We start from the raw sequence: 24606 nt of genomic DNA, 5'->3' as shown, positions 1-24606 counted from the left end.
CTGTCGCGGCTTCGTAAGTGAAGTTGAATAATGCTCAAGAGGTGTAGTGGAGCGCGCGGACGCAGGCCGCAAGTCTTCGCACCCCTTCGTCGATTAACGAGACGGGAATGGCCCCATAGCCCAGAAATAGGGTCTCGTCCCGTTTGATTCTTCCGTTGGAATGGCACACGGGGTATCTGGAGTCCTGCTCATGGCCGCACCACTCGCCGCGTGGACAGGGGGCGCGTAAACTGACTGGCTCCATGCGCGCAAACATTCTCGCCTGCATCGTCGTGCTCGGCTTCATCGCTGCCTGCGGTGAAAGCACCCCCCCCGACCCCTCCGTGCCGATGACGTGCGACAGCGGTGGCCTCGAGCTGTGCGGCGACTCCTGCGTGAGCACCGCGAGCGACCCGAAGCACTGCGGGGGCTGCGACAAGGCGTGCGCGTCCGGCGAGGCGTGTGAGGGCGGCGCGTGTGTCGCGCTCTGTCAGATCGACGGCAAGCAGGTCGTCGCCGGGACGGTGAACGCGGCGAACCCGTGTGAACAGTGCGCGCCGGCGACGTCCGCGACTGCGTGGACGCAACGCGCGGACGGGACGTCGTGCAACCCGGGACAGATCTGCTCGGCCGGCGTGTGCACCCCGAAGTGCATCATCGACGGTGTGGTCTACGACGCGGGTGCGCCCAACCCGGCGAACGCTTGCGAGGCGTGCGTGCCGGCGACGTCGACGACGCGGTGGACGGCCCGCACGAGCGTCCCGCTGCTGGTCGGCGGCGACGAGATTGCGGCGCAAGGCTGGACGACGGCCACGGTTGCGCCGAACACGCTCACGTATGGGCCAGACTACGTTCGCCTCGCGACGTCGACGAACAGCGGCGCGCGCACGAGCGGACAACTCCTCATCATGCGGACGAACGCGGTCGACACAATGAAGCCGTTCACGCTCCGCGTGACGATGCAGGTCGAGTCGGTGAGCAACCATAACCAGCTCGACAGCGGCGCGGCCATCCTGGGAAGCTTCACGCCCTTGTTCGGAGGTCCCGTGGATCGCGCGCAGATGATCTACCTCGACAACGCGGCGATCGGCTGGGCGGACGATACGCAGTCCGCGGCGTTCTTGGTGACCGATGGCGCGTATCATGTCTACGAGCTCTCGGTGGACGCGGCGAAGGTGGCGACGGTGAGCGTCGACGGCGTCGCGAAGCTCACACGGAACAACTTCTCGACGAACGGCACCATCGCCATCGGTGACCAGACGAACGACTCGAACGTCGACGGAGTCGTGCGGATCAAGTCGGTCGAGCGGCTCTGTCCCTAGGGCGTTTCTGCAAACCCAAGGAGACCGGTCGCCTGAGCAGGGGAGGGGGCCTGGAACGCGACGGGCGGGCCTCCTGGACGGCCGCTCACCGTGACTTCGCCGAAGTGGAGCCGTGCTCCAGGTAGCCGAACACGGCCCGGCTGACGCGCGCGGCGAGTAACACGTCGTCGTGCTCACCGCGGTCTCCTGCGGAATCGACGAGGCCTTTTACAATCGCCAGGAGATCGCTGGCGACGAACGGGGCTCGAAAGGTGCCCGCCATATCGGGCGCGTCGAGGCACCGCTGGACCGTCAGGGCCAACTGCTCGCCGATGCGCTGCACCTCCTCACCGACCGGCAGGCGGCGTTCCTCCACATCCAGGAGCCGCGCGAGGGCCGGGCGTTGCAACTGATAGGCGACGGCCACCTTGATCAGCCGCTGGAGGCCCGCGCGCCCGCCCGCTTTCACGTTGATGGCGGCCACGTCCTCCAGGAGCTGGGCCGTCTCCCGGAGCATCAGCGCCTTGGTGATGGCGTCCTTGCTGGGAAAGTACTGGTACAGCGAGCCGATGCTGATGCCCGCGCGCCGGGCCACGGCGTTGGTCGTGTATGCCTCGAAGCCCTCCGTCTCCAGAATGCGAGCAGCCGCCTCCAGCACGGCGGCAACGGTCGCCGCCGAGCGGCTCTGGCGGGGTTTCTTCCTCGGGTCCAGCGTGGGGGGAGTGGTTCGGGGGGCCATGGGAGAATGCGAGTAGCGAACGTGAGCGTTTGCTCGCATTTTATCCCTCGCAAGCCACTCACACCAGAGGGACCCATGAAGAACCGCATGGAAGATGAAGCGTTGCTGCCCGCCGTCGTGACGGCCGTCCAGGCCGCGGGACGCCACCTGAAGAATCGTTTCTCCTTCGACTCCCGCCTGGGAAACAGGGAGGAAATCGTCGCCGCGCTCCACGCCAACGACGTGGAATCGTCAGGACTTCTGCGCGAGGGGCTGAGGCAAGCGCGCCCGGGCGCGGGGTGGCTCGAGGACGAACTCGCGGTGGGCCCGTTGCCGCCCGGAGAGTGGTGGGTCACGGACCCCGTGGAGGGCAATATCAATCACATCCACGGGATGGACGACTGGTGTGTCACGGCGACACTGGTGCGAGACAACACGCCAGTGCTCACCGTGGTGTACCTGCCCATGACGGGCGACACCTATACCGCGCTCCGGGGCGGCGGCGCCCATCTCAACGGGGTACGCCTGCACGCGTCGGCCAAGACGCAACTGGACGCGGCCCTGGTCGGGACCGGTCAGGCGATGCCGGGCGAGAGCCGTGAAACCCACCGCCGGATAGGCGAGTCCGTCACCGCGATGCTCGAAGGCGCCCTGGTCCTGCGCGTGTCGGTGCCGGCCACCCTGCAACTCATCCAGGTCGCGGCTGGGCGGATGGACATCTTCTGGCAATACAGCCAGGTCCTCTCCGGCCTGCTGGCGGGCGCCCTCCTGGTCGAGGAAGCCGGCGGCAGGGTGACCGACACGCACGGCCGTCCGTGGAGCCTGGCGAGTGGCGACTTCCTGGCCGCCGCCGCGAACCTCCATGCCGCCTCGGTCGAGGTGCTGTCCCGGATCGCCTGACGCGTGCCATTCCCCAGCCCCCTCTCTGAACGGAGAACACCCATGAACCGCATTGGAATCCTCGGCTCGGGCCGTGTCGCCACGGTCCTCGCTACCAGGCTCGCGACCGCCGGGCACGACGTAATGATCGGAACGCGGAATGTCGCTGGCACGTCAGCGAAGTGGACCGGACCGGCGGTCACGTTCGCGGCTCCGCCCCAGACCGCGCGCGAGGCCTCTCTCATCATCAACGCAACGCCTGGAGACACCAGCCTGGAGCGGCTCGCTGCCCTCCGCGAGGTGTTGGACGGAAAGATCCTGGTGGATGTCTCGAACGCCACCCGGCGTGGCGCGGAGGGACTGCCGGCGGGATTGAGCTATCCCGACAGCAGTCTGGCCGAGCACCTGCAACACGCTCTGCCCGGCACCCGTGTCGTCAAGACGCTCAACACCATGCTCTTCTCCGTCATGGTCAACCCACGTGGCCTCACCCATCCCCCGACCGCGTTTCTGTCAGGCAACGACGAGGGCGCGAAGGCGACCGTCCGCCAGCTGCTTCACGACCTCGGCTGGCCTCCCGAGTGGATCGAGGATCTGGGAGACATCTCCACTGCCCGGGGGGCAGAGGCGCTCATCCTGCTCGTGCCACACCTCCTCCGCGGCCGCGGTTTCGCCCCCTTCGCGCTCACGGTCGCGAGGTGAAGGGACTTCAGGCTGCCGGACTACGGCGTGGCCTGATGGCGGGCTCGGGTGCCGCCAACTCTGGCGATCAGCTTGCCGCGGTTGCGGCCGTCAAATCCTGAGATACCAAAGGACCCACCTCCGCAAGGATTTCCGGATAGCTTCCAAGGTGATCTGGCAGTGCAAAGCTGCGGATTTCAATGAACCGATAAAGAAACGACTTCAACAACTTCGGAAGGCGGTTCGATCTGTTAGGAGCATGAGGGAAGTCATATTGTGCGATAGTGCCACAGATGACGATCTGCGCGTGATGATTGAAGTAGGGCATCAACGCTTCAAACATGTACCCACCGATACCGCACCTTTTCAGGCCCACCGGCTATGCCGATAACGCGATGCCCTCGCAGCCTGGCAAGCTGCGATCGCCAACTGCGAAATTCGCATTTCTGCTCTGTTCAACGACTGCGACGGTAGGACCTGACATTGGCTGGCCAATATCGATCGGAGGCAGCTCGCTGGAAGCATTACCCATCAGATTGCGCTGATAGGGATCCATTGAGATAAGCAGGTTGCGAAACAACACGACAGTGCGGGCCGGGACGTTACGGGCTCAGGAGACCCGCCCCGCCTCGCGGAACCACGCCACCTCGTCGGCGAGCGTGTGCGCCAGGGGCCGGAAGCTCGCGCCCAGCTCCGTCCGGGCCTTGCTCGCGGAGACGGTGTTGCGGGCGTGCATGGTGCTCACGCCCTCCACGGTCATCACCGTGCTCTTCCCGCTCAGCCGCGCCCACAGCTCGGAGGTGGCGGCCACGCCCAGCACCAGAGGGTAGGGGAGCTTCCTCGGAGGCTTCCGGCCCGAGATCGCCGCCAGCTCCCGCATCACGTCCACGAGCGAGGCGTACTCCCCGGACAGGATGTACCGCTCCCCCGCGCGTCCCTGCTCCGCCACGCGCAGCATGCCGTCCGCCACGTCACGGGCGTCCGCCACGGAGGCCCCGCCCTCGAAGACGCCGGGCAGCTTGCCCTGGAGGAAGTCCAGCACCAGTTGCCCGCTCCCCGTGGGCGCCGCGTCGTACGGGCCGAACATCCACCCCGGCAGCACTTCCACCACCTCCATGGGGCGCAACTCGGGCGCGAGCGCATGGAGGCGCTCGCTCGCGACCACCTTGCTACGCGCGTACAGGTTGGTCTGTGCCAGCCGGTCCGGAGGGGAGCTCTCGTCCCCGGGGGCACCGTCCTTCGCGCGGCCAATCACGCTCGACGAGCCGGTGTGCACGAAGCGGCGCACCCTGGCGCGCGACGCCGCCCTCGCGAGCTGGAGGGTGGCGTGGACGTTGAGCCGCTCCAGCGCGGGCCAGTGGTCCCCGGGGCCGAAGTACTCCCGGAAGTAGGCGGCCGTGTGGAACACCACGTCGCAGCCGCCCAGCGCCGGGGCGAAGGCGTCCACGTCCTCCAAATCCCCTGCCACCACCTCCGCGCCGGTGTCCCCCAACAGCCGCCGGGCCTTCTCCGGCGAGCGGGCCAGCGCGCGCACCTCATGGCCCCGCTCGCGCAGCAGCCGCACCAGGTTGACGCCCAACAGCCCCGTGCTTCCCGTCACGAACGCCTTCATGCCGCCTCCAATCTGAACAGTGCTTAAATTGAATAACGGCTCATCTAAGCGGTGTCAAGATGAGCGTCCGGAGCCCGGGGGAGGTAAGGAGGGGAAGCGATGGCGCAGCGAGGCACGGGCGAAAAGAGGCGGGCGCGGTACCACCACGGCGACCTGCGGCGGGCGCTGGTGGAGGCGGCGCTCGAGGTGTTGGCACGGGAGGGCGTGGCGGAGCTGTCGCTGCGCGAGGTGGCGCGGCGGGCGGGTGTCAGCACGGCGGCGCCCTATCACCACTTTCCGGACAAGCAGTCACTCCTGGCGGCGGTGGCGGAGGAGGGCTTCGTCGCGCTGAACGCGGCGATGAAGCAGGCCCGGGAGGCGAGCGGCGGCTGGGCGGAGCGCCTGGAGGGGATGGCGGCGGCCTACATCCAGTTCGCGGTGAAGCACGCGGCGCACTACCGCGTCATGTTCCTGCCGGAGCTGAAGGAGCCGCGCTTCGAGGAGTACCACCGTCTGGGCACAGAGTCGTTCGAGCTGATGCGCGGCGCGGTGGCCGAGGCCCGCCCGGAGCTGTCCGAGCCGGACACGTGGGTGGTGGCGGTGTCCGCCTGGAGCGCGGTGCATGGCTTCACCTCGCTGTGGACGGAGGGGTTCCTCGGGCACAAGGCAGCGCGCCTGCCGGAGCTGGAGGGGATGGGCCGCGCGGTGGGAGCCTCCGTCGCGAGCCTCGTCCTCCACGCGCCCGCCACGAAGCGCTGAGCGGGCTGGAGGGAGGCCAGCTTTCACCTTCGCCTCAGGCCGGCAAAACACTGCACGTGGGCTGCAGGACCGCCTCCGAGAGCGCCGACCTGCGTACGGGATCGGCGACCGCGTACTCCGGATCGGCGAGCATGTCCGCGAAGGCGCGCCGGCTCGGATAGCGGACCAGGGCGACGGTGTCCCAGGCCTGGCCCGGCTCCGCCGCGAGCGGCGTCATGCCGTCGCCCGCGTAGAGGATCTCCGCGCCGTAGCGCGCGACGAGCGGACCCGCCAGCTGCAGGTATTCGAAGTAGCGCTCCCGTCCGCCGTCGGGGCGGAAGCGGAGCAGGTTGAGCATGACGACCGGCGCGCCGTCGTCCTCGCGGAGGAAGCGATCGAGATCGGTGGGAGTGAACGCAATCATTTGGATTCCTTTCGTTACTTGAGAGTCTGCTTCGGCACGTTGTTGAAGAGGAGGATGCTCGTGATGCGATGCTCGCCGTCGAAGGCGAGGATCTGCTCCGTCATCGAGGTGCGCACTGCGGGCGTCGGATGTGTGCGGTAGCGGCGCAGCCCGTCGCGAGGAAGAGCCCGACCGAGACGAGGTGCGCCCGCGCCCTTGCGGTGCTCGGAACTCGCGCGGTACACCGCGGGCCATGAGCGCCATCGACTTCGAGGTCTCCGTTCCGCAGCTGCGATGCTTCATCGCCGTGGTGGACGCCGGCTCGGTGGCCGAGGCCGGTCGCCGCCTCGGGATGTCGTCGGCGAGTGTGTCGAAGGCGATCACCCGGCTCGAGGAGGGCGCCGGCGTGCGGCTCCTCCACCGATCGACCCACGCGCTTTCTCTCACCGAGGCCGGAGAGGCGCTGCTCGAGCCGGCGCGAGAGGCCGTGCGCACGGCGGAGGCCTTCGAGGAAGCGGCCGGGCATGCCAGAGGCAGCGGCGACGCCGGCGTCGTGCGCCTCACCGCGGCGGTGGGGTTCGTCCGGCACGTCCTCGTGCCGATGCTCGGCGAGCTCGCGCGGCTTCATCCCGAGATCCAGCTCGACGTCCGCGCGACGAACGAGGTCCTCGATCTTGCCGACGGCGGCATCGACCTCGCGATCCGATCCGGCTCCCTCGCCGGTCTGCCAGGCCACATCCATCAAACGTGGTTCATGTGCCCGTGGGTGATCTGCGCCGCGCCGAGCTACCTCGCCCGGCGACCCGCGCCGCGGACGATCGCGGAGCTCGACGAGCACGACCTCGTCAGGTTCCGGAACCCCCAGAGCGGACGGATCCAGCCCTGGCCCCACCGGACGGTGGCCGGCACGACCGGAGGGACCTACGAGCCACGGGCGCGGTTCGCGTTCGACGACGGCGACGCCGTTTGGGGTACGATGCTCGCGGGCGGCGGTATCGCATGCGTCCCGCTCTACCTCGCGGCCGCCTCGCTCCGGAACGGCGCGGCAGTCGAGGTCCTCGCCGATTACCGCGGCGCCGCCGTGAGCGTGGTCATGCTGCGCCGGGATCGCCGACTGACGCCCGGTCGCCTCGCCACGCTGATGGCCTTCCTGAGCGCGCGCGCCCCGGACTTCTCTGATCTGCTCTGACCCGCATCGTCTTGACATGCCGATGACTCTGGCAGCGTGCGCGCGGTCGCTGTAGCCCTCGGGTGGGCAGGGCTGTGTTGCCCTCGAGGCAGGACCGTCACGGCTTCCAGACGAGGAGCGTGGGATCACGCGGGGCGAAATCGTTGTGCGTGTCGGCGGGCGCACGGCCACCCGTCAGCGGCCCTCCTTGGCCCCTCTGCACCAGCCCTCACCCTCCAAAGATGTCCGGGGGCTTAGACTTCTTCATCCGGCAGGAGCGTGAGCAGCAGCTCGTCGTCGGGACCGAGCGGGCGCCAGCCGGGGGGCGGTGGTTTGGCGACGAGCGCTGCGCTGACCTGTCTTGCTTTGTCCTGATGAGTATCTGGGGTGTAGGCAATCCACGAGCTGAGCGCCTTGGCGACTTCGAAACGGTTGGCGTCATTCAACACGGCCGGCCAGCCGCTGGGGAGACCTTCGGACAGCTCGCGCACAAGCACGTCGCGAACAAAGCGTGTGACCTGCTTGCGCTGCTCCGCCTCGCCAAGCAATCCGCTCAATACTTGCACTGCTGCAACGTCATCCTTTCCAAGCTCTTCGGCCAGCAAGTACAACGGGACGGTAGGACGCGCCTCGGCAAAGGCGGTGAGCGAATCGTATCCACGCTTATGGACTCGCTCATACAGGCGCACCTTTACGTTGCCTTGCCACGCACGCCCATCGCTCATCGTGCTCTCCAGCGTATGAACTTCATCGGGATTCTATAGTCCCTCATGTTCTTTGCGACGATCTCCAGGATGTCGTTTCGCGTCAACATCCGTCCGGCCAACACCTCGGCCTCACGCAATCGGCTCATGATCATCCGGTTCCATTCGCCGGGCCATGTGCGCCCCAGCTTCCAGTTCCCACCGCCGTGTATTGCCTGATGGTGTGCCTGCTCCAGCTTGACGCAGAACTGGTCGATGTCCATCTCGCCGGTGAAGCCGCGCTTCTCGAACCACTCGCGGAACTCTTCCGGCATGACGTGGTGGCGGGGGGCTCGGCCATACCGGCCCCCGCCTTGCCCGTCACGCGAATGCCCCGCACCTCGGCCCATCTCCCAGTGCCTCGCGCACGCCGCGCGGCAGCTGGCCGTGCGCCATCATTAGCTGGCCAGCTTGAATCCGCACTGCGGCGCTGACGGCGGGCAGGGAGAGGACGCCCGCCCGCACCAGCCGGTTCATCATCTCCACCCACTCGGCGGAGACGACAATGCGCGTGCCCATCATCACGCCGTTGTTGCCCATCACCATGCCCACCCCGAGTGTCGCGGGGGCCGAGGGCCGCAACGCGGGCAGCGAGAACTTCAGCGCCGACCTCATCGTCACCAGCTCCATGAGCTGCGCCAGCAACATCACCTTCTCGACGTTCCTCAGCCCCGAGTGAAGGCGCTCCGCCGTCCTGTTGAACTCGCCGGACAGGTAGCCCATCAGCGCGGGCATGTTCTCCGCCGCTGCCTCCACCTGCCCTGGCTCCCGCGAGGCCAGTGCCGTCATGGCCGGCTCCACCATCTTCCGCCAGCGGTCCATGTCCACGAACAGCGTCTCCACCGAGTTGTAGCCCTGCTTGAACGCCACATCGAGGAGGTTGAGGAAGTCCACCCATGCCGCGAGCAGCAGCGAGCCCAGCATGGCGGCCTCCAGCCGTGGACCCGCCAGACGCAGCAGGGCCAGCTGCATGTCCGGGTCCTCCACCTCCGCGGCGGCGTGGGCCAACCGGGTGGCCGCGGCGAACTCAGCGTCCAACCACCGCAACTGGCTCTGGCCATACTCGATAGAGGGCACGAAGAGACCAGCGGCCTTGCTGGCAATGCCCCAGTGGCTCTTGCGCAACCTGGACAGCTCCCCGGAGAGGTCGCGGGTGGAGCCCGGCACGTCGAGCAGGGCACCGCGAAACGCCAGGTGGGCCGCCAGGGCGCTCTGCCTCGCCGTCTCCTCCGTGCCGCCAGGGCCCACCGCCGTCACCGCCTCCCGCATGTCCTGGCGGCGGTGCAGCCGCTGTGGACCCTCGGGCTCGGGCGCGGACTCCTCGCCCGGGTTTCCGGCCCATGCGGGCGCGGCGGCCTCGTGCGGCGTATAGCGCAGGTGCGTCCCCGGCCGGGTGGTGACGTCAGCGACGCACAGGCGTTGGACAGCAGGGCCAGGGCGAGCAGCAGCCCCGTCCACCTGAATCCTGGCGACTCAGCGCGCATGGTCCACCCCACCTGGAAGCGCAGCGTAGGCGCGCCTCCTAAAAGCCGGTAGGCCACGATGGCATTGACGCGTCGACCCTTGGGCGCTTCATAGGCAACGAGTCGACCATGGCGTTGAGATAGCGGCGCACTTGCCGGGGTCCGAGCTGGAGGTCATGCTCCGCCAGTGCCTGTGACAACTGGCTGGAGGTCCAGGGCACTTGCGTCTTGGCTGCCTCAGGGCTGCATCGTTCTGACGAAGTCAATGAACGCACGCAGCGGTGTCGGGAGGTGGTGACGGCCGGGGTAGTAAAGAAACGGCCCTGAGAAGCTCGGCCACCATGATTCGAGCACGGGTTCAAGTTCGCCTCGGTCGATGAAGGGACGAAGCCAATCCTCGAAGTCGTAGATGATCCCGGTGCCAGCCACGGCCGCATCCACTGCAAGGTCGGTGGTCGTGCCAAGACCGACAATCAGCGGTCCCTTCGGATCGACGCTGAGGGTCTCTCCGTCGCATTCGAATTCCCACGCATGCAGCCGGCCACTCGCATACCGTCCCCCCAGGCAATCATGGTTCAGCAGCTCGCGCGGATGTTCGGGGCGCCCACGACGAGCGAGGTATGCGGGCGAGGCGGCTGTCGCGAATCGCTGGACGCGAGGACCGATTGGAACAGCCACCATGTCCTGCGCGAGCCGCTCTTCGTAGCGGATACCCGCGTCATAGCCCTCGGCCACCACGTCGACGAGGCGCTCCTCGGCGATCACCTCCAGACAAATGTCGGGGTACTTCGCGAGGAACGGCGGCACGATGCGCGGCAGCACGAGCCGCGCTGCCGCGATCGGTACGTTGAGCCGCAGGCGTCCTGCGGGTCGGTCGCGGAAGTCGTTGACCACGTCCAACGCCGAGCGCACCTCGCTGAGCGCAGGCGCGAGCCGTTCGAGCAGCCGAGCCCCTGCGTCCGTCAGCGTCACGCTGCGCGTGGTTCGATGGAGTAACCGAACGCCGAGCTGGGCTTCCAGCCGACGGACAGCGTCTCCCATGCGCGAAGCACTGCTGCCCGCCACGCGAGCAGCACTGCGGAATCCGCCCTCGCGGGCGACCGTCAAGAATGCCGTGAGATCCGCGAGTTCATCCATCACTGTGCGGATTTTCGCACGACCTGTGCGGATTGCCACCGATAGTCGTGCAGTGCTTCCTTGCGTAAATCGGTGGGCAACCTCGATCAACGAAGGAGCTTCGCCGTGACCAACAGTCACATCTCAGGCAGCTATCGCATCGGCACACACACCGTTCGCCGCGTGGGTTACGGCGCAATGCAGCTCGCCGGCCCCGGCGTCTTCGGCCCGCCCAAGGACCGCAAGGCGGCGATCGCTGTGCTGCAAGAGGCCATCGCCCAGGGCGTCAACCATCTCGACACCAGTGACATCTACGGCCCCCACGTGACCAACCAGATCATCCGTGAGGCGCTGCACCCGTATCGCGACGGTCTGCTGATCGCCACAAAGGTCGGCGCGGTGCGCGGCCCCAACGGTTCGTGGGAGCCTGCGTTCTCCTCGGCTGACCTCGAGCGCGCGGTCCACGACAACCTGCGCAATCTCGGACTCGATGTGCTCGATGTCGTGAACTTCCGTGCGATGTTCAGCGTCGAGGGCCCGGCGGAAGGCTCGATCGAGGCGCCGCTCACCGCGCTCGCAGAGCTTCAGCAGCGCGGCCTCATCCGCCACATCGGATTGAGCAACGTCACGCCGACGCAGGTCGCCGAGGGTCGCAAGATCGCCGAGATCGTCTGCGTGCAGAACCACTACAATCTGACGCACCGGCGTGACGACGCCCTGATCGACGAGCTCGCCGCCAGGGGTACGGCCTACGTGCCGTACTTCCCGCTGGGCGGGTTCACGCCGCTGCAGTCGAGCGCGCTGAACGACGTGGCCGCGCGGCTGGGCGCGACACCGATGCAGGTTGCGCTGGCCTGGCTCCTACACCGGTCCCCCAACGTGCTTCTCATCCCGGGCACGTCGTCGGTCACACACCTCAGGGAGAACCTCGCAAGTTCCGCGCTCACCCTGAGCGCTGAGGACATGGACACCTTGAACCGTCTTGCGGAGCGGACCTGACCTCGGCTCGTCCCCGAAGACGGTGAGTTGAGCGGATGGCATGGGCTCACTCGCCTTGAGCTGGCTAGCCAGCTCAATGGCCCGACCGGGCGATTCCACCCTCAGTAGCCGCGATTCCGGATCACGAACGCGCCGGTCAGCCCAAAGGCGCCGATGAACAGAAAGGCGCCCGGTATGAGCCAGAGCTGAGCCGCGAACCCGTAGCGCGCGGTACGGGCCGGGTCGTACCGGTTGTACAGGATCTTGACGGAGGACCCCGGCGGATGGTGGCCCGGCTGCCCATAGTAGAGGGTTGTGGTGTGCTCGTTGCCGTCTGAATCCGAGAACGTGATCACCTCCGGATAGCCCTTGAACATCGTGTATTGGCCGTCCCCCCGCTGGCTCGCGGAGACCACCACTCCGTGTGACGCCTCGGCGTACAATACGAACCGCAAGGTGGTCATGAACTCGAAGCCGCCAAACGCCAGGCAGGGCACGGCGATGACGACCGTGGTCCAGAAGCGGCTCTGAATGTCGGGAGGGGTCATCGAGATAGTCTAGCAACTCATCACTGGCGGCGGCCACGATGCCCCGAGAAGGGGTCAAACGAGGCGCGATCCATGCCGCCCCTTCGACCTCACGCGCCCGGGAAGTCCTCGGGCGGGGGCGTGAGCACCTCGCACCCGTCGCGGGTGATGAGCACGGTGTGCTCGAACTGGGCCGAGAGGCTGCCGTCCTCGGTGACCACCGTCCACCCATCCGGCAGCACGCGGATGCCCGCGCGGCCCAGGTTCACCATGGGCTCGATGGTGATGACCATGCCCGAGCGCAGGGTGATGCCCGTACCCTTCTTGCCCACATGGGACACGTGGGGCGGCCCATGCATCTGGTGACCGATGCCATGGCCGCCGAACTCGGCCACCACGCTGCATCCCTCCTTCTGGGCCAGCTCCTGGATGGCGGCGCCAATGTCCCCGAGCTTCGCCCCATGGCGCACCACGGCGATGCCCGCGTCCCGGCACCGCCGCGCCACGTCCACCACGTGCCGGGCCTCGTCGGACACCTCGCCGATGAGGAACGTGGCCGAGGTGTCCCCATGGAAGCCGTTGAGGCACGTGGTGACGTCCACGTTGATGATGTCCCCGGAGACCACGCGCTCGTCCGCACGGGGGATGCCATGGCACACCACGTGGTTGCGGCTCGTGCAGACCGCCGCCGGGAAGCCCTTGTAGCCGAGCTGACTCGGCCGTCCCCCCCGCCGGGCCGTGTCCTCACGGACCCAGCCGTCGATGTCCGCCGTGGTGATGCCCGGCGCGAGCCGCGACGCTACGTAGGCGAGCGTCCCCGCCGCCGCCCGGCCCGCCAGGCGCAGCCGCTCGACCTCTCCGTCCTTCATCAATGGAATGCCCATGGCGCCAAGGTGGCCGGGCCCCCGGCCCGCCGTCCAATGCTGGATGAGCATGAGGCATGGGGGCGGGGAAGGGATTAGACTGAACGCGTGAGCCTCACCCACATCCAATCCTTCGTCGCGGTGGCCGAGGAAGGCCACGTAGGCCGCGCCGCGCGCCGGCTCCACCTGTCCCAGCCGCCGCTCAGCCGTCACATCCTGGCGCTCGAGGACGAACTGGGCGCGCCGCTCTTCGAGCGCACCCCCCGGGGGATGCGCCTGCTGCCGGCGGGCGAGGCCTTCCTCTCGCACGCCCGCCGCATCCTCGCCGAGGTGGATGCCGCCGTGCACACCGTGCGCGGCGTGGCGGCGGACCGCTCCGGCGGCACCTGACCCCACGCCTTCCCGCTCGCCCTCCAGGGGATGCGTGCGCCGGGCGCCGCCTTATGCCTACCTGCCCAGCTCGCTGCGCAGCTGCTGGATGGCCGCGAGCAGCGGCGGCGGGTGCATGTTGGAGGGCACTTCCACGGCGAAGCGCTCGAAGGCATCCAGCGCCTTCGCCTTGTCGCCCTGTTTCATGGCGATGGCACCCAGGAAGAGCAGTGCCTCCTGCGCGTCCGGGTACGTGTCCACCAGATGCATCAACTCCTGCTCCGAGCCGGCCTCGTCGCCGCGCACCGCTCGCAGCACGCCCTTGTGCACCCGCAGCTCCACGTTGAACGGATCGATCGCCAGCGCGCGCAGCGTCACGCGCTCCGCCTCCTCGTACATCTGCCGCCGGATGAGCTCGTGGCTCAGCAGCGCCGCCGCGTCCAGGTCCCCCGGGTTGTTCTTCAGCCGCTCCATCGCCTGGGTCAGCTCCGGGTCCTCCTGCTGCTGCCCGTTCGCCGCCATGCCCGGAGGCACCCGGCCCGTCGCGGCATCCTCCTCGCCGCGCGTGCGCTGCTCGGACACCAACGTGTAGCCCAGGATGCCGAAGAACAGCACGATGCCGCCGCCCCACAGCGCGCCCTTGAGCTGCGGCGACAGGAAGCCCGTTGCCACCGGAGCCGTCTGGGGCGCGGAAGCCCTCGTCCCGTCCGTCTCCCGCTTCTTCTGGTACTCGTCCCGGGCGCGCAGCGCCGCCACGGCTTCCTGCTCCAGCCGCGACCGCTCCGCCTCGTAGCGCTCTGGCGCCAGGGCGTGCTTGTCCGCCGCCAGCTCCTTGAGCTGCTCGATGAGGGACTGGTAGCGGCGCTCCAGGTCCTCGAGCACCCCGTCCTTCGCCTGCGGCGCGGGCCCACCCTTGCGGCGCTGGGTGAGGAGGAAAAGCGCGGCGGCGACGAAGCCCACCGCGAGCACGACGATGCCTGGCAGCCAGTTGGTGGTCGGGGGGTTCATTGATCCAGCTCCCGGCGCACGGCCGCGAGGTACGGGTCCACGGAATCGTTGTTCACGGTGCCAGACGCCACGGGGGCGGAGGCGGCCGGGGTGGAAGGCTGCTCGGGCCCACGCCGCACCTGCCGGGCGATGACCCACGCGCCGCCCAGCAGCAGCGCCACCGGGCCGAGCCACACGAGCAGGTTCACCCCTTCGGCCTTGGGCTGGAGCAGCACCCACTCGCCGTAGCGGGCCACGAAGAAGTCACGGACCTCCTGATCCGACTTCCCCTGGGACACCAGCTCGCGCACCTTGTCGAGCTGGGCTCGGGCCATGGAGGAGGGGCTGTCCGCGACGGACAGGCCCTGGCACACGGCGCAGCGCAGCTCCTTGGCGAGCGCTTGCACGCGGACCTCCAGGTGCGGCGCGAGGGGTTCACTCCCGGCCTGTTGGGGCGCGAACTGGCCCGAGGCGAGAAAGAGGGTGAGGGAGAGGAGGGCAGCGGTCATGGGGTCCCCGGAATCCGGCTTACCTATCGCCAGAGACCGGGTGTTGCCCAGTGAAACCCGAGGGTAGGGAAGGAGAGGTGCCGCCCGGCCGGCTGGCGCCTGGGGGACGGGGGAGGCTTCCTTATGGGCGTTTTCCTTCAGGGCGTTTAAGGGGCGCACGGCTCGGCCGCATCTGCCTCAGGCGCAGGAGCCCCGCGGCCAGCACGCTGAGCAGGCGGAACTCGGCGGGCTCCAGCTTCCTCAGGGTACGCAGCAGCCGGCGGATCTCCGCGGGTTCCTCAGCGGGCGGCTCCGGGGGCTCTCGCGTCGTCCAGAAGTTCTCCTGCGCGGGGGTGAGCCCCAGCAGGATGTCCGAGGGGATGTTCAGGGTCTCGCACAGCTTCTTGAGCGTGGGCACGCTGGGGAGCATCCCGCCACGTTCCAGTCGACCGTACACCTCGGTGGCGAGCCCCACCCGCTCGGCCACGTCCTCCTGGGTGAGATTGGCCCGAACCCGAGCCGCTCGAGCCGCGGTCCCGATGGTCGCTGCCAGTCCTCGTGGGTGTTCCATGCCATGCGGTCCTGGAGAGAGAGGTGAAGGCCTACGGTCTGGAAGACCTGGGGCTACATGACTTCTAAGATAACCGGAAAAGTGGTGACTTCAAGAGTCATCTGTGAGGTAGACATGACTTTCGAGGTCACCGTTCCAACGTTCGTGCCACCCTTGCTTTGTCATCGTTCTTGGTACCTGGCGTGGCACATGTTTACCTTTCGAGTCATCTCGCGGATACCCCCAAGGAGCGCTTCACATGTCGAGCCGGCAGACCCCTGAAAACCCCTCGCGCGGGACCTACCCGGTGGTGTTCGACGCTGGGCTGGTGAGTTACGAGTTCATACGCTCGTTGGGCCAGGGGCATCACGGAGAGTTGTTGCTGACGCGCCAGCGCTACCAGGAGGGCCTGGGCGGCTACACGGTCATGAAGCGGCTCAACCGTGTGGTGCGCCAGGAGGACTACCACCGTCTGGTGGAGGAGGCGCGCCTGGGCGGCCAGCTGCGCCACCCCAACATCGTCTCCGTGCAGCAGCTCACGGGCACGCCGGACGAGCCGCTGCTCCTCATCGAGCACGTCGAGGGGCAGGCCCTGGGTGACTTGATGCGTCTGGCGGCGAGGGCGGGCCGTTCCTTGTCGGAGGCCTTCGCGTGTTATGTGACCTCCGAGGTCGCGAAGGGGCTCCACCACGCGCACAGCCTGTTGGATCAAAAGGGGCGGAGCCTGGCCGTCGTCCACCGGGACGTGACTCCTCAGGGCATCATCGTGAGTCAGCACGGCGAGGTGAAGCTGCTGGACTTCGGGGGGGCCTGGTCCCGGCTCGAGGGCCGCATCTCCACCGAAGGGGACTCGGATCTGGGCAACATCGCCTACGGCTCCCCCGAGCGGGCCATGCTGGAGCAGCTGGATGGGCGCTCGGATCTGTTCTCCCTGGGGCTCGTCTTCTTGCAGCTCCTCACGGGCCGGCACCTGCTGGACGCCGTCGCGCGCCACGAGGCCGAGCTCCGCGGCCGCCAGTTGCGCGCGCGCGGGGACGGGACGCTGCGCGGGCCAGGCCTCGCGGAGCTGAGCCCCGCGCGGACAACGGAGCTGATGAAGCGCATGCGCCAGCTGAGTCCTCAACAGGTCGAGGAGGCGACGCGTTCGCTGAACGGAGAGCTACAGCCCATCCTCAACAGGGTGCTCGCGCCGCGGCGGGAGGACCGTTACTCCACGGGGGCGGAGCTGGCCCAGGTGCTCCGCGATTACTTGTGGAATTCCGGCCAGCGGTACGGGGCCTCCGAGCTGGTGCAGGAGGTCTCCACCCTGACCCGGGAGGCCTTGGAGGCGCTGGAGGAGCCCCAGGAGCCCTCTGACTCGTCTCGGAAGCGGGGGCGGGGGGCACCGCGGGGCCCAGGAGGGTCTGGAAAGGAGTCCTGAGGCTTGGCCTGGGGGCCCGGGCCGTGTTAGGCCGCCGCCTTTCTGCTTCCGTCAGAAGGAGTCCGGAGATGGCTCGCCGTCACATCCGCGTCGTCGGCGCGATGCTGCAGAACGCCGAGGGGCGCTACCTCATCACCCAGCGTCCCCCCAAGGCGACGTTGCCGCTGCTGTGGGAGTTCCCTGGAGGTCGCGTGGAGGAAGGGGAGTCGGACGAGCAGGCGCTCGCCCGGGAGATTCGTGAGGAGATGGGCGTGGAGGTGGTGGTGATGGATCAGGCTCTCCACACCCACCACGAGTACCCCACCTACGACATCGACTTCCGCGTCTACCGCTGCCGGCTCTCCAGCCCCGAGTCGGCCATCCATCACCTGCGCGTGCACGATCATCGCTGGGTGACGCTGGAGGAGATGTCGAAGTACCAGTTCCCCGACGCGGACGCGAAGACACTCGCCAAGCTGCTGGGTCTGGAAGCCTGACGTGCGTCGGGGTCTCGCCCTGCTGCTCGTGGGGGCAGTGCTGGGGGCCTGCACGACGAAGAAGCCCTCCAGCCCCGATGCCGCCACCGCGGCCGTTGATCCACGCTACCCACCCACGGCCACGGGTGGGTTGCCCGGCTGTCGGCTCTACGGCACGCCTCAGAACGTGGGCCGTGTCCCCCTGGCGCTAGCCGAGATGTCGGGCCTCGCCGCCAGCACCCGGCACGAGGGCGTGCTGTGGACGCACAACGACTCGGGCAACACCTTCCGGGTGTTCGCCATCGACACGTCGGGCAAGGTGCTCGCCACCCTGACGCTCACCGGCCTCGAGCCCAAGGAGCAGGCGAGGATGGACCTCGAGGACATCGCCCTGGGGCCGTGTGCCCCAGGGGACGAGCGCTCGTGCATCTACCTCGCTGATACCGGAGATAACTTCGAGCGCCGCCCGCAGGTGCGCATCTTTCGTTTCCCGGAGCCGGACCCCGTGGCCGATGCCACTGTCGCCGTGGAGACGCTTCCCTTCACCTATCCGGACAGGCCCCATGATGCTGAGTCGCTTGTGCTCGAGCCTCGCACGGCCCGGTTGGCGATCGTCACCAAGGAGCGTGACTCACTGGGTGAGCTCTTCGCGCTGGATGGGCTCGCGCCGGGCACGGTGACGAAGGCCACCCACCTGGGTACGTTGCACACGCCGGGCAACGTCGACTTCCGCACCACCGCGGCGGCGCTCCACCCATCGGGGCAGCGCCTGTTGCTGCGGACCTACACGCGCGTGTGGGAGGTGCGTCGGCCCGGGGCCACGCGGCTGGAGGATCTCGTCCAGGGAGAGGTGGCGGAGGTTCCCGGTCCCAGCCAGGCCCAGTCCGAGGCCATCACCTGGCTGCCCGATGGCCGCTCGTTCCTGCTGGGCTCCGAGTTCGCCGGGCAGATCCTGTACCGGGTGGATTGCCGCTGATCGCTGTCCTCGGGTGAACGCGAGCCGTTTCCTCGCGCGGTGTTATTGATTGGGAAGTGTTTGTTACCGGGCATTGCTTTCGCCCGGATGGACGAGCGCTGTTCCAGCGTTACCCCAAATACCCGGAGGTGCTTCACACGCCGGGTTGACCGGCGGGCGAGTGTGAACATCTTTTGCCCGCAGATTCAGTCGTACCACGCACCACCGGGGGTGCGTGGCATGGGGGAGGGGGAGTGCGCCGACGATGAAGCCTCAGAACACGATGCCGCCGCCGGGGATGGGCCCGCGCGGCAAGAAGCAGGAAAAGCCTACGCCTCCCACGAACAAGGGCTTTCGGTTCGGCTCTCCGTTGGGCTACATCCTTCTGCTCGTCTTGGGCTTCATGCTCTTCCGCAACGTCTTCCAGGACGCGGGGGTGCAGCGGGTGAGCTACAGCCGGTTCCGAGAGGCCATCCAGGAGGACAGGTTCTCCCGGGTGCAGCTCTCGCCGGACTGGGTGAAGGGGTTCCTCAAGGAGAACGCCGCGCCTCAGGGCTCGGACACTCCCACGACGGGCGCTGGACCTCTGCGCAGCGAGCCGAGCGCGCTGCCGTGGCTGGCCTACCGCGTCCAGGGTGACAACGATCTGGTCCCGCTGTTGGAGGAGAAGGGCCTTCAGTACGAGGCGGTGCCCCAGTCCAACTTCGCCGATGTGCTCTGGGTGTGGCTTGTGCCCCTGGGCCTCGCCTTCCTCTTCTGGAGCTTCATGATGCGGCGGATGGCCGGCGGCATTGGCCAGGGTCCGCAGAGCGTGATGAGCTTCGGGAAGACGCGCGCCAAGGTGCAGGCCGAGGCCGACACCGGTGTGGGCTTCAAGGACGTGGCCGGTGTGGACGAGGCTGTCGACGAGCTGCGGGAGATTGTCGAGTTCCTCAAGACTCCGGAGAAGTTCCGTCGGCTGGGAGGCCGCATCCCCAAGGGCGTGCTGCTGGTGGGCCCTCCGGGTACGGGTAAGACGCTGCTGGCTCGCGCGGTGGCGGGCGAGGCGGGCGTGCCCTTCTTCAGCCTCTCTGGCTCTGAGTTCGTGGAGATGTTCGTCGGCGTGGGCGCCGCCCGCGTGCGCGACCTGTTCGCCCAGGCGACGGCCAAGGCGCCGTGCATCATCTTCATCGACGAGCTGGATGCCATCGGCAAGAGCCGCAACGCGGGCGTCGCCGGTGGCCATGACGAGCGCGAGCAGACGCTCAACCAGCTCCTGGCGGAGATGGACGGCTTCGACAGCCGCGCCGGCCTCATCATCCTGGCGGCCACCAACCGTCCGGAGATCCTGGACAGCGCGCTCATGCGTCCGGGCCGCTTTGATCGGCAGGTGCTGGTGGACCGGCCGGATAAGCGGGGCCGCGAGCGGGTGCTGGAGATCCACTCGCGTGGCGTGAGGCTGGGGCCGGACGTGGACCTCAAGTCCATTGCCTCGCGCACCCCGGGCTTCGCGGGCGCGGACCTGGCCAACGTGGTGAACGAGGCGGCCCTGCTCGCCGCGCGCCGCAACCGCGACGCCGTCATGCGAGCGGACTTCGAGGAGGCCATCGAGCGCGTGGTGGCGGGCTTGGAGAAGAAGAACCGCCGGATGAACGAGCGCGAGAAGGAGATTGTCGCGCACCACGAGGCCGGCCACGCAGTGGTGGGGTGGATGCTGCCGCACGCCGAGCGTGTAACGAAGGTGTCCATCATCCCTCGCGGTATCGCCGCGCTGGGCTACACCATGTCCCTGCCGCTCGAGGACCGTTATCTCATGTCCTTCGACGAGCTGCGCGACAAGATGGCCGCGATGATGGGTGGGCGCGCCGCCGAGGAGATCTTCATCGGCGAGGTCTCCACCGGTGCCTCCAACGACCTGAAGCAGGCGACGGAGATCGCCAAGCTGATGGTGCGTGACTACGGCATGAGCACGCTGGGGCCCGTGGCGCTGGGGACCGAACAGCAGGCCTTCCTGCGCTCGGCTGGCGGTCCGGAGATCCGCACCTACTCCGAGCAGACAGCGCGGATGGTGGATGAGGAGATCCGCAAGATGGTGACCGAGGCGCTCGATCGAGCTCGCAACGTGCTCACCACCCACCGCGACAAGGTGGAGGCGCTCGCCGCGCGACTGCTCGCCACCGAGGTGATCGAGGAGGATGAGATCCGCCGCATCCTCGGGCCCAAGGCCGCCGCGGAGCGAGGGCTGCTCCACCCCGAGGCCCGCCAGGTCATCTCCGCGCACCCGGCCGGCGGCGAGGAGCCACCTCCGCCCGGTGTCCAGCACTCCGACGGGAAGCTCCCGGACGCCTAAGACGGCTCAGGCGCCTGGTCGCCTGCTCCCTGGCCTTGCCATCGCCCTTTCGCGCTGCATGTTCTGCGGTGTCGAAAGGGCGAAATTATGTTGCCCGGGAAGGAGGGAGAGGCCGTGGAGAACAGAATCGGAAAGAGCTATACGGCGCGTAAGGCCCTGTTCGCCAAGGGACTGCGTGAGGGCCGTCTCAGCATGCAGGAGATCGAGAAGGCCCTGCCGGCGGGGACACTGACGGCGGCCGAGCGATGGCTGCTCTACTACTCGCTCCGGGCTGCCCAGGTGGAGATCATCGACGAGGTGACCGGGCAGGTGGACCACGGCTTCATGGCCGAGCAGCCCGCCACGCCCGCCGAGCACTAGTACAGCCGTCCTTGCGTTGACACATGCCCGGGGCTGGTTACGTTCGCCGCATGAACGGCAATCCCCGGACAGACGGTCCGTCCCAGGAGAATCAGGCTTCGGAGGCCGCCACGGCCACCGCCGCACCCGAGACGTCCACCGAGCAGCAGGAGACGCAGGCCCAGGAGGCCGCCCCCGCGGTGGATCCCGAGCGGGAGCGGCTGGAGGCGGAGCTGAGCACGGCCCGGCGCCGCGTGGATCAACTGGCGCGCGCGTACCAGGAACTGGAGAAGGACCGCGAGGAGTTCAAGCAGCGCCTCACGCGCGAGCGTGAGCGCATGATGGACGTGGAGCGTGGCAACGTGGCCACCGTGCTGCTGGAGGCAGTGGACGAGCTGGATCGCTGCCTGTCCATGAGCGGCGGAGACGTGTCGTCGCCGCTGGCTCAGGGCGTCAAGATGATCCGCGACGGGCTGCTGTCGAAGCTGCAGCAGTCGGGCATCGAGCGCCTTCAGGTGGTGGGCCTGCCGTACAACCCGAACACGGCTGAGGCCACGGATATGGAGCTCACCACCAACCCTGATGAGGATCAGAAGGTGGTGGCTGAGGCCCGGGCGGGTTACCGGCTGAAGGATCGGATCATCCGTCCTGCGCGCGTGAAGGTGGCCAAGTACGTTGCCCCCGCGCAGGCCTGAGGCCCAGCGAGGCCAGCCCTCTTCTTCCAGGAGGGGGCTGACCCCGGGGCGCCTGAGCGCGGCGGCCAGGGTGAACGCCTGGCCCTGAGAGTTCGGGCCCTGCTGGCGCCGAGGTGGTTTAGGGTAGGGGCCTCCCCCCTCGTCTACCGTTCCGGGAAATAGGCGAAGGGAGTGGGTGTTCGAGCCCTTCGCCATGGCCCGTGTCGTGAATCGCCATTTTCTTCCCCTGCTCAGCCTGCTGGTCCTGCTCCCACTGGTGATCGCTCCCCAAGCGGGCGCAGCAGGACAGGAGCCGCTGGCCCCCTGGCTCCAGGCCCGTGCGAGGGAGCACGCTGCATGGGCCGAGGATTCGACCCAGGTGCGCAGCGGCCCCATGGGGCTGTGGCGGGAGTGGTCCTCCAGCGAGCCGATGCTGCCGGGCTTTGTGCCTCCCACCTCACTGGCGCCGCTCATCCGGGCGGTGGAAGCGGGCGTGGTGAACATCAACGTGATGGGCTCCAACCCGCTGCAGGGCGCGACGCGCACGGCGAGTGGCTCGGGCTTCATCCTCACCCCAGACGGCCTGGTGGTGACGAACAACCACGTGGTGGCTCGCGGGAACGTGGCGGCGAGTGAGATCGTGGTGCGCCTGTCGGACGGGCGCGAGTTCTACGCCGAGGTGGTCGGTCGCGATGCCTCCACGGATGTGGCGCTGCTGCGGCTTCTGGGCAAGGGCGTGGGCGGATTGCCGGCGGTCTACCTGGGCGACTCGGACAAGCTGGAGGTGGGGGACTGGGTGGTGGCCATTGGCAACCCGTTCGGGTTGGACCACTCGGTGTCGCACGGGATGATCTCCGCCAAGGAGCGGGTGATTGGCGTGGGTCCGTTCGACGACTTCATCCAGACGGACGCGCTCATCAACCCGGGCAACTCGGGTGGACCTCTCTTCAACATGCGCGGTGAGGTGGTGGGCGTGAACACGGCCATCATCAGCGAGGGGCAGGGCATTGGCTTCGCGGTCCCCATCAACATGGTGAAGGATCTGCTGCCCAACCTGCGCAAGAACGGCCAGCTGCAGAAGGGCTGGCTGGGGGTGGTCATCGACGAGCAACCGCCGGCGGGCACTCGGGCCGCGGTGGTGAAAGAGGTGTACCGCAACAGCCCGGCGGCGCAGGCGGGCATCCGCACCGGAGATCAGGTGGTGGGGGTGAACGGGAAGCAGGTGGACTCGTACCAGCAGCTGCTGCGCAAGGTGGCAATGCTGGCTCCGGGGTCCGAGGCGAAGCTGACGCTGCTGCGCGAGGGCACCGCCCAGGAGGTGTTGGTGAAGCTGTCCGCCCGCCCGGCGCAGGCGGTTCTGGAGGCGCTGTCCAGCCCCGGCAACCTGGAGGAGCTCGGCCTGGTGCTGCGGGACATCTCCCCTGAGGTGGCGGGGCCCATGGGTCTGGCGCCCTACACGGGGGTGTTGGTGTCGGCCGTATTTCCTCGGAGCCCGGCGGCGCGCGTGGGGTTGCGCACGGGGGACGTGGTGACCGAGGTCAACCGCCGCAAGGTGAAGGACATCGCGGCGGTGAAGGGCGCGCTGGAGCGCGGCGGCGCGGGCTCGTCGGTGCTGCTGCGGATCCAGCGCGGAACCGTGCAGCAGTACGTCGCGCTGGAGCCCTGAGCCCTCCGGCTACTTCTTCCGCTCCTTCTTGCTGCCTCCAGCCGGCTCCTCGGCGAACCACAGCCCGAGCTGCTCGCCCGTGCGCGCGTGGGTCAGGAGGATGGCCTCCAGGCGGGCTCCGACGCCGTACTGCATGCCCCCTCCCTTTCGCGGGAGGCTCCACACCCCCTGCGGCGTGAAGATGATCTGCGCCCGGATCCGCTGGGCGGAGAAGAGCCGCAGGAAGTCGGTGGCGCCCCAGCCCTCGCGCGTGGTGCCGGTGATGCGCATCGAGGGCAGCAGCGGATTGCCCGCCGAGTCCACCTGCGTGGGAATCCCCTGGGTCAGCGCATAGGCGTCCCCGGAGAAGTACGGGGTGAGTTGGATGACGTAGTTGCCGCTGCCGGGCTGGTACGGGCCCGGGCTGAGCATGCTCGCCGCCTGCTCACCGACGATCATGTAGAGCCGCTTGTTTTCGTACTTCTTGCGAAATTCCTCGGCGTCGCCCCGGCAGGAGGGGCGGGTGAACAGGCCGGAGCACTCGCCGATGTACTTGTCCAAGAAGGTTGAAAGGCTACCCAGGGGCTCGGCCTGATCGCGCAGCCGAGCGAAGCGCGGATCCACGTCCGCCAGGGCGAGCGCGGGCAGCAGGAGCAGGGCGGTCAGGAAGAGTCGTCTCACGAGGGGTACTCCAGAGAGAAGAGAGAGGGCGATGGTGCCACCCTCGGTGCTTCCGGGCACTCGGCTTGTGGGTACGTAGCGGTACGTGGTGGTGCGTGGCGGTATGGGGCGGTGGAGATTTTGACTACATGGCCGCACCATGTAGTTTCTTCGTCACCTTCCACCCACCCCGGAGGCATTCGTTGGCACCACAGGCTCAGGTCCGAGAGCGTCGCTCCCATCTGCGTTTCGACAAGGTCTTCACCATCTACCTCTCCACGGAGGGGGGGTTGAGCCGGGGCATCGGACGCAACATCAGCGCCCAGGGCATGTTCGTGGAGACGCGGGAGCACCTGTCGCTGGGTGAGCGGGTGAAGGTGACGTTCGCCGGAGAGGACGGCACGGAGATGACGTGCCTGTGCGAGGTGCGCTACCAGGTGGCGCTCTCGTACGGACGCAAGGACGGGCGCGAGGGCAACAGCCGCGGCGTGGGCCTGCGCATCGTTGCCTACGAGGTGCAGGAGGATCAGCCGCTGCTGCTGGTGGCGCGTGAGCGCGTCATGCACTGAAGCACACCACCCGGGGGA

At 68.0% G+C, this 24606-nt stretch carries 31 protein-coding genes; 15 read left to right on the top strand and 16 right to left on the bottom strand.

The annotated features are described in order from the left end of the window. The first annotated feature begins 242 nt into the window (after nucleotides 1-242). Nucleotides 243-1301 carry a hypothetical protein gene (locus F0U60_RS31620; protein WP_395805374.1) on the top strand — a complete coding sequence of 353 codons (1059 nt, stop codon included), beginning with the start codon at nucleotides 243-245 and terminating at the stop codon, nucleotides 1299-1301. An 85-nt stretch (nucleotides 1302-1386) separates the two neighbouring features. Here the strand turns inward: F0U60_RS31620 and F0U60_RS31615 are convergent, their stop codons facing one another. After that, complete coding sequence (locus tag F0U60_RS31615; RefSeq protein ID WP_395805372.1) at nucleotides 1387-2019, bottom strand: TetR/AcrR family transcriptional regulator; 633 nt, start codon at nucleotides 2017-2019, stop codon at nucleotides 1387-1389. Nucleotides 2020-2094: 75 nt separating this feature from the next. Here F0U60_RS31615 and F0U60_RS31610 point away from each other — a divergent pair, with 75 nt between their 5' ends. Continuing rightward, on the top strand, nucleotides 2095-2898 hold the full coding sequence (locus F0U60_RS31610; protein ID WP_395805370.1) for an inositol monophosphatase family protein: 804 nt from the start codon (nucleotides 2095-2097) through the stop codon (nucleotides 2896-2898). Nucleotides 2899-2901: 3 nt separating this feature from the next. After that, nucleotides 2902-3579, top strand: coding sequence for an NADPH-dependent F420 reductase (locus F0U60_RS31605; protein ID WP_395805368.1), 678 nt, complete (start codon nucleotides 2902-2904; stop codon nucleotides 3577-3579). Between the two features lie 67 nt (nucleotides 3580-3646). Here F0U60_RS31605 and F0U60_RS31600 read toward each other — a convergent pair whose 3' ends face one another. The 3 genes from F0U60_RS31600 to F0U60_RS31590 form a co-directional block, all read right to left on the bottom strand. Further along, entirely contained in the window at nucleotides 3647-3901 is a 255-nt protein-coding gene (locus F0U60_RS31600; protein ID WP_395805366.1) for a hypothetical protein, read from the bottom strand. 36 nt (nucleotides 3902-3937) lie between these two features. Further along, entirely contained in the window at nucleotides 3938-4090 is a 153-nt protein-coding gene (locus tag F0U60_RS31595) for a hypothetical protein (protein WP_395825545.1), read from the bottom strand. A 78-nt stretch (nucleotides 4091-4168) separates the two neighbouring features. Continuing rightward, the gene (locus F0U60_RS31590) at nucleotides 4169-5170 is read right to left on the bottom strand and encodes an NAD-dependent epimerase/dehydratase family protein (protein WP_395805364.1); all 1002 of its coding nucleotides are present in this window, start codon (nucleotides 5168-5170) and stop codon (nucleotides 4169-4171) included. Between the two features lie 99 nt (nucleotides 5171-5269). Here F0U60_RS31590 and F0U60_RS31585 point away from each other — a divergent pair, with 99 nt between their 5' ends. Next, on the top strand, nucleotides 5270-5908 hold the full coding sequence (locus F0U60_RS31585; protein ID WP_395805362.1) for a TetR/AcrR family transcriptional regulator: 639 nt from the start codon (nucleotides 5270-5272) through the stop codon (nucleotides 5906-5908). Between the two features lie 34 nt (nucleotides 5909-5942). On the opposite strand, the gene F0U60_RS31580 is transcribed toward F0U60_RS31585, so the two are convergent. Both F0U60_RS31580 and F0U60_RS31575 read right to left on the bottom strand, forming a co-directional pair. Further along, nucleotides 5943-6311 carry a DUF1330 domain-containing protein gene (locus F0U60_RS31580; protein WP_395805360.1) on the bottom strand — a complete coding sequence of 123 codons (369 nt, stop codon included), beginning with the start codon at nucleotides 6309-6311 and terminating at the stop codon, nucleotides 5943-5945. Nucleotides 6312-6325: 14 nt separating this feature from the next. Then, the gene (locus tag F0U60_RS31575; protein WP_395805358.1) at nucleotides 6326-6535 is read right to left on the bottom strand and encodes a hypothetical protein; all 210 of its coding nucleotides are present in this window, start codon (nucleotides 6533-6535) and stop codon (nucleotides 6326-6328) included. 8 nt (nucleotides 6536-6543) lie between these two features. Here F0U60_RS31575 and F0U60_RS31570 point away from each other — a divergent pair, with 8 nt between their 5' ends. Further along, on the top strand, nucleotides 6544-7479 hold the full coding sequence (locus F0U60_RS31570) for a LysR family transcriptional regulator (RefSeq protein WP_395805356.1): 936 nt from the start codon (nucleotides 6544-6546) through the stop codon (nucleotides 7477-7479). 233 nt (nucleotides 7480-7712) lie between these two features. Here the strand turns inward: F0U60_RS31570 and F0U60_RS31565 are convergent, their stop codons facing one another. The 4 genes from F0U60_RS31565 to F0U60_RS31550 form a co-directional block, all read right to left on the bottom strand. After that, nucleotides 7713-8183 carry an NUDIX hydrolase gene (locus F0U60_RS31565; protein ID WP_395805354.1) on the bottom strand — a complete coding sequence of 157 codons (471 nt, stop codon included), beginning with the start codon at nucleotides 8181-8183 and terminating at the stop codon, nucleotides 7713-7715. Beyond that, nucleotides 8180-8476 (bottom strand): DUF2380 domain-containing protein, encoded by a 297-nt coding sequence (locus F0U60_RS31560; RefSeq protein WP_395805352.1) that lies wholly within the window; start codon nucleotides 8474-8476, stop codon nucleotides 8180-8182. Before F0U60_RS31560 ends, F0U60_RS31565 begins: the two co-directional genes overlap by 4 nt. A gap of 46 nt (nucleotides 8477-8522) precedes the next feature. Continuing rightward, nucleotides 8523-9659 (bottom strand): DUF2380 domain-containing protein, encoded by a 1137-nt coding sequence (locus F0U60_RS31555; protein WP_395805350.1) that lies wholly within the window; start codon nucleotides 9657-9659, stop codon nucleotides 8523-8525. 242 nt (nucleotides 9660-9901) lie between these two features. Continuing rightward, nucleotides 9902-10801 carry a LysR family transcriptional regulator gene (locus F0U60_RS31550; RefSeq protein WP_395805348.1) on the bottom strand — a complete coding sequence of 300 codons (900 nt, stop codon included), beginning with the start codon at nucleotides 10799-10801 and terminating at the stop codon, nucleotides 9902-9904. A 105-nt stretch (nucleotides 10802-10906) separates the two neighbouring features. Here F0U60_RS31550 and F0U60_RS31545 point away from each other — a divergent pair, with 105 nt between their 5' ends. Further along, complete coding sequence (locus tag F0U60_RS31545) at nucleotides 10907-11779, top strand: aldo/keto reductase family oxidoreductase (RefSeq protein WP_395805346.1); 873 nt, start codon at nucleotides 10907-10909, stop codon at nucleotides 11777-11779. A 101-nt stretch (nucleotides 11780-11880) separates the two neighbouring features. Here the strand turns inward: F0U60_RS31545 and F0U60_RS31540 are convergent, their stop codons facing one another. Both F0U60_RS31540 and map read right to left on the bottom strand, forming a co-directional pair. Further along, nucleotides 11881-12306, bottom strand: coding sequence for a DUF3592 domain-containing protein (locus F0U60_RS31540; protein ID WP_395805344.1), 426 nt, complete (start codon nucleotides 12304-12306; stop codon nucleotides 11881-11883). Nucleotides 12307-12395: 89 nt separating this feature from the next. Beyond that, nucleotides 12396-13169, bottom strand: coding sequence for a type I methionyl aminopeptidase (gene map, locus F0U60_RS31535; RefSeq protein ID WP_395825542.1), 774 nt, complete (start codon nucleotides 13167-13169; stop codon nucleotides 12396-12398). An 87-nt stretch (nucleotides 13170-13256) separates the two neighbouring features. On the opposite strand from map, the gene F0U60_RS31530 reads away from it, so the two are divergent. Continuing rightward, nucleotides 13257-13538: a LysR family transcriptional regulator gene (locus F0U60_RS31530; protein ID WP_395805342.1), complete on the top strand. Its 282-nt coding sequence runs from the start codon at nucleotides 13257-13259 to the stop codon at nucleotides 13536-13538. Nucleotides 13539-13595: 57 nt separating this feature from the next. Here the strand turns inward: F0U60_RS31530 and F0U60_RS31525 are convergent, their stop codons facing one another. The 3 genes from F0U60_RS31525 to F0U60_RS31515 form a co-directional block, all read right to left on the bottom strand. After that, nucleotides 13596-14525 (bottom strand): tetratricopeptide repeat protein, encoded by a 930-nt coding sequence (locus F0U60_RS31525; RefSeq protein ID WP_395805340.1) that lies wholly within the window; start codon nucleotides 14523-14525, stop codon nucleotides 13596-13598. Beyond that, nucleotides 14522-15013, bottom strand: a complete 492-nt coding sequence (locus F0U60_RS31520) for a cytochrome c-type biogenesis protein CcmH (RefSeq protein ID WP_395805338.1) — start codon at nucleotides 15011-15013, stop codon at nucleotides 14522-14524. The genes F0U60_RS31525 and F0U60_RS31520 overlap by 4 nt, the downstream gene beginning before the upstream one ends. Nucleotides 15014-15134: 121 nt before the next feature. Next, on the bottom strand, nucleotides 15135-15563 hold the full coding sequence (locus F0U60_RS31515) for a helix-turn-helix transcriptional regulator (protein WP_395805336.1): 429 nt from the start codon (nucleotides 15561-15563) through the stop codon (nucleotides 15135-15137). Between the two features lie 238 nt (nucleotides 15564-15801). Between F0U60_RS31515 and F0U60_RS31510 the strand changes: the two genes are divergently transcribed. From F0U60_RS31510 to F0U60_RS31480, 7 genes are all read left to right on the top strand, one after another. After that, nucleotides 15802-16962, top strand: a complete 1161-nt coding sequence (locus F0U60_RS31510) for a serine/threonine-protein kinase (protein WP_395805334.1) — start codon at nucleotides 15802-15804, stop codon at nucleotides 16960-16962. 68 nt (nucleotides 16963-17030) lie between these two features. Continuing rightward, nucleotides 17031-17438, top strand: a complete 408-nt coding sequence (locus F0U60_RS31505; RefSeq protein ID WP_203405620.1) for a (deoxy)nucleoside triphosphate pyrophosphohydrolase — start codon at nucleotides 17031-17033, stop codon at nucleotides 17436-17438. Between the two features lies 1 nt (nucleotide 17439). Continuing rightward, on the top strand, nucleotides 17440-18393 hold the full coding sequence (locus F0U60_RS31500) for a hypothetical protein (RefSeq protein WP_395805332.1): 954 nt from the start codon (nucleotides 17440-17442) through the stop codon (nucleotides 18391-18393). 244 nt (nucleotides 18394-18637) lie between these two features. After that, complete coding sequence (gene ftsH / locus F0U60_RS31495) at nucleotides 18638-20701, top strand: ATP-dependent zinc metalloprotease FtsH (RefSeq protein ID WP_395805330.1); 2064 nt, start codon at nucleotides 18638-18640, stop codon at nucleotides 20699-20701. Between the two features lie 114 nt (nucleotides 20702-20815). Continuing rightward, nucleotides 20816-21061, top strand: coding sequence for a hypothetical protein (locus F0U60_RS31490; protein ID WP_395805328.1), 246 nt, complete (start codon nucleotides 20816-20818; stop codon nucleotides 21059-21061). 50 nt (nucleotides 21062-21111) lie between these two features. Then, on the top strand, nucleotides 21112-21735 hold the full coding sequence (locus F0U60_RS31485; RefSeq protein ID WP_395805326.1) for a nucleotide exchange factor GrpE: 624 nt from the start codon (nucleotides 21112-21114) through the stop codon (nucleotides 21733-21735). Between the two features lie 193 nt (nucleotides 21736-21928). Beyond that, the gene (locus tag F0U60_RS31480; protein WP_395825539.1) at nucleotides 21929-23380 is read left to right on the top strand and encodes a trypsin-like peptidase domain-containing protein; all 1452 of its coding nucleotides are present in this window, start codon (nucleotides 21929-21931) and stop codon (nucleotides 23378-23380) included. A gap of 9 nt (nucleotides 23381-23389) precedes the next feature. On the opposite strand, the gene F0U60_RS31475 is transcribed toward F0U60_RS31480, so the two are convergent. After that, nucleotides 23390-24040, bottom strand: a complete 651-nt coding sequence (locus F0U60_RS31475; protein WP_395805324.1) for a DUF6066 family protein — start codon at nucleotides 24038-24040, stop codon at nucleotides 23390-23392. Nucleotides 24041-24168: 128 nt separating this feature from the next. Between F0U60_RS31475 and F0U60_RS31470 the strand changes: the two genes are divergently transcribed. After that, entirely contained in the window at nucleotides 24169-24588 is a 420-nt protein-coding gene (locus F0U60_RS31470; RefSeq protein ID WP_395805322.1) for a PilZ domain-containing protein, read from the top strand. Nucleotides 24589-24606: the final 18 nt, after the last annotated feature.

It is taken from the genome of Archangium minus (genome assembly GCF_044360475.1).
Classification (GTDB): Bacteria; Myxococcota; Myxococcia; order Myxococcales; family Myxococcaceae; genus Archangium; species Archangium minus.
Note: the sequence above shows the minus strand (reverse complement) of the source record. Positions and strands in the feature narration are given on the sequence as shown.

What these genes read in the sequence shown, in the direction of transcription:
- F0U60_RS31620 (WP_395805374.1), top strand. Translation starts at nt 243, where the DNA reads ATGCGCGCAAACATTCTCGCCTGCATCGTCGTGCTCGGCTTCATCGCT.
- F0U60_RS31615 (WP_395805372.1), bottom strand. Translation starts at nt 2,019, where the DNA reads ATGGCCCCCCGAACCACTCCCCCCACGCTGGACCCGAGGAAGAAACCC.
- F0U60_RS31610 (WP_395805370.1), top strand. Translation starts at nt 2,095, where the DNA reads ATGAAGAACCGCATGGAAGATGAAGCGTTGCTGCCCGCCGTCGTGACG.
- F0U60_RS31600 (WP_395805366.1), bottom strand. Translation starts at nt 3,901, where the DNA reads ATGTTTGAAGCGTTGATGCCCTACTTCAATCATCACGCGCAGATCGTC.
- F0U60_RS31595 (WP_395825545.1), bottom strand. Translation starts at nt 4,090, where the DNA reads ATGGGTAATGCTTCCAGCGAGCTGCCTCCGATCGATATTGGCCAGCCA.
- F0U60_RS31590 (WP_395805364.1), bottom strand. Translation starts at nt 5,170, where the DNA reads ATGAAGGCGTTCGTGACGGGAAGCACGGGGCTGTTGGGCGTCAACCTG.
- F0U60_RS31585 (WP_395805362.1), top strand. Translation starts at nt 5,270, where the DNA reads ATGGCGCAGCGAGGCACGGGCGAAAAGAGGCGGGCGCGGTACCACCAC.
- F0U60_RS31580 (WP_395805360.1), bottom strand. Translation starts at nt 6,311, where the DNA reads ATGATTGCGTTCACTCCCACCGATCTCGATCGCTTCCTCCGCGAGGAC.
- F0U60_RS31570 (WP_395805356.1), top strand. Translation starts at nt 6,544, where the DNA reads ATGAGCGCCATCGACTTCGAGGTCTCCGTTCCGCAGCTGCGATGCTTC.
- F0U60_RS31565 (WP_395805354.1), bottom strand. Translation starts at nt 8,183, where the DNA reads ATGAGCGATGGGCGTGCGTGGCAAGGCAACGTAAAGGTGCGCCTGTAT.
- F0U60_RS31560 (WP_395805352.1), bottom strand. Translation starts at nt 8,476, where the DNA reads ATGCCGGAAGAGTTCCGCGAGTGGTTCGAGAAGCGCGGCTTCACCGGC.
- F0U60_RS31550 (WP_395805348.1), bottom strand. Translation starts at nt 10,801, where the DNA reads ATGGATGAACTCGCGGATCTCACGGCATTCTTGACGGTCGCCCGCGAG.
- F0U60_RS31540 (WP_395805344.1), bottom strand. Translation starts at nt 12,306, where the DNA reads ATGACCCCTCCCGACATTCAGAGCCGCTTCTGGACCACGGTCGTCATC.
- map (WP_395825542.1), bottom strand. Translation starts at nt 13,169, where the DNA reads ATGGGCATTCCATTGATGAAGGACGGAGAGGTCGAGCGGCTGCGCCTG.
- F0U60_RS31525 (WP_395805340.1), bottom strand. Translation starts at nt 14,525, where the DNA reads ATGAACCCCCCGACCACCAACTGGCTGCCAGGCATCGTCGTGCTCGCG.
- F0U60_RS31520 (WP_395805338.1), bottom strand. Translation starts at nt 15,013, where the DNA reads ATGACCGCTGCCCTCCTCTCCCTCACCCTCTTTCTCGCCTCGGGCCAG.
- F0U60_RS31515 (WP_395805336.1), bottom strand. Translation starts at nt 15,563, where the DNA reads ATGGAACACCCACGAGGACTGGCAGCGACCATCGGGACCGCGGCTCGA.
- F0U60_RS31510 (WP_395805334.1), top strand. Translation starts at nt 15,802, where the DNA reads ATGTCGAGCCGGCAGACCCCTGAAAACCCCTCGCGCGGGACCTACCCG.
- F0U60_RS31505 (WP_203405620.1), top strand. Translation starts at nt 17,031, where the DNA reads ATGGCTCGCCGTCACATCCGCGTCGTCGGCGCGATGCTGCAGAACGCC.
- ftsH (WP_395805330.1), top strand. Translation starts at nt 18,638, where the DNA reads ATGAAGCCTCAGAACACGATGCCGCCGCCGGGGATGGGCCCGCGCGGC.
- F0U60_RS31485 (WP_395805326.1), top strand. Translation starts at nt 21,112, where the DNA reads ATGAACGGCAATCCCCGGACAGACGGTCCGTCCCAGGAGAATCAGGCT.
- F0U60_RS31480 (WP_395825539.1), top strand. Translation starts at nt 21,929, where the DNA reads ATGGCCCGTGTCGTGAATCGCCATTTTCTTCCCCTGCTCAGCCTGCTG.
- F0U60_RS31470 (WP_395805322.1), top strand. Translation starts at nt 24,169, where the DNA reads ATGGCCGCACCATGTAGTTTCTTCGTCACCTTCCACCCACCCCGGAGG.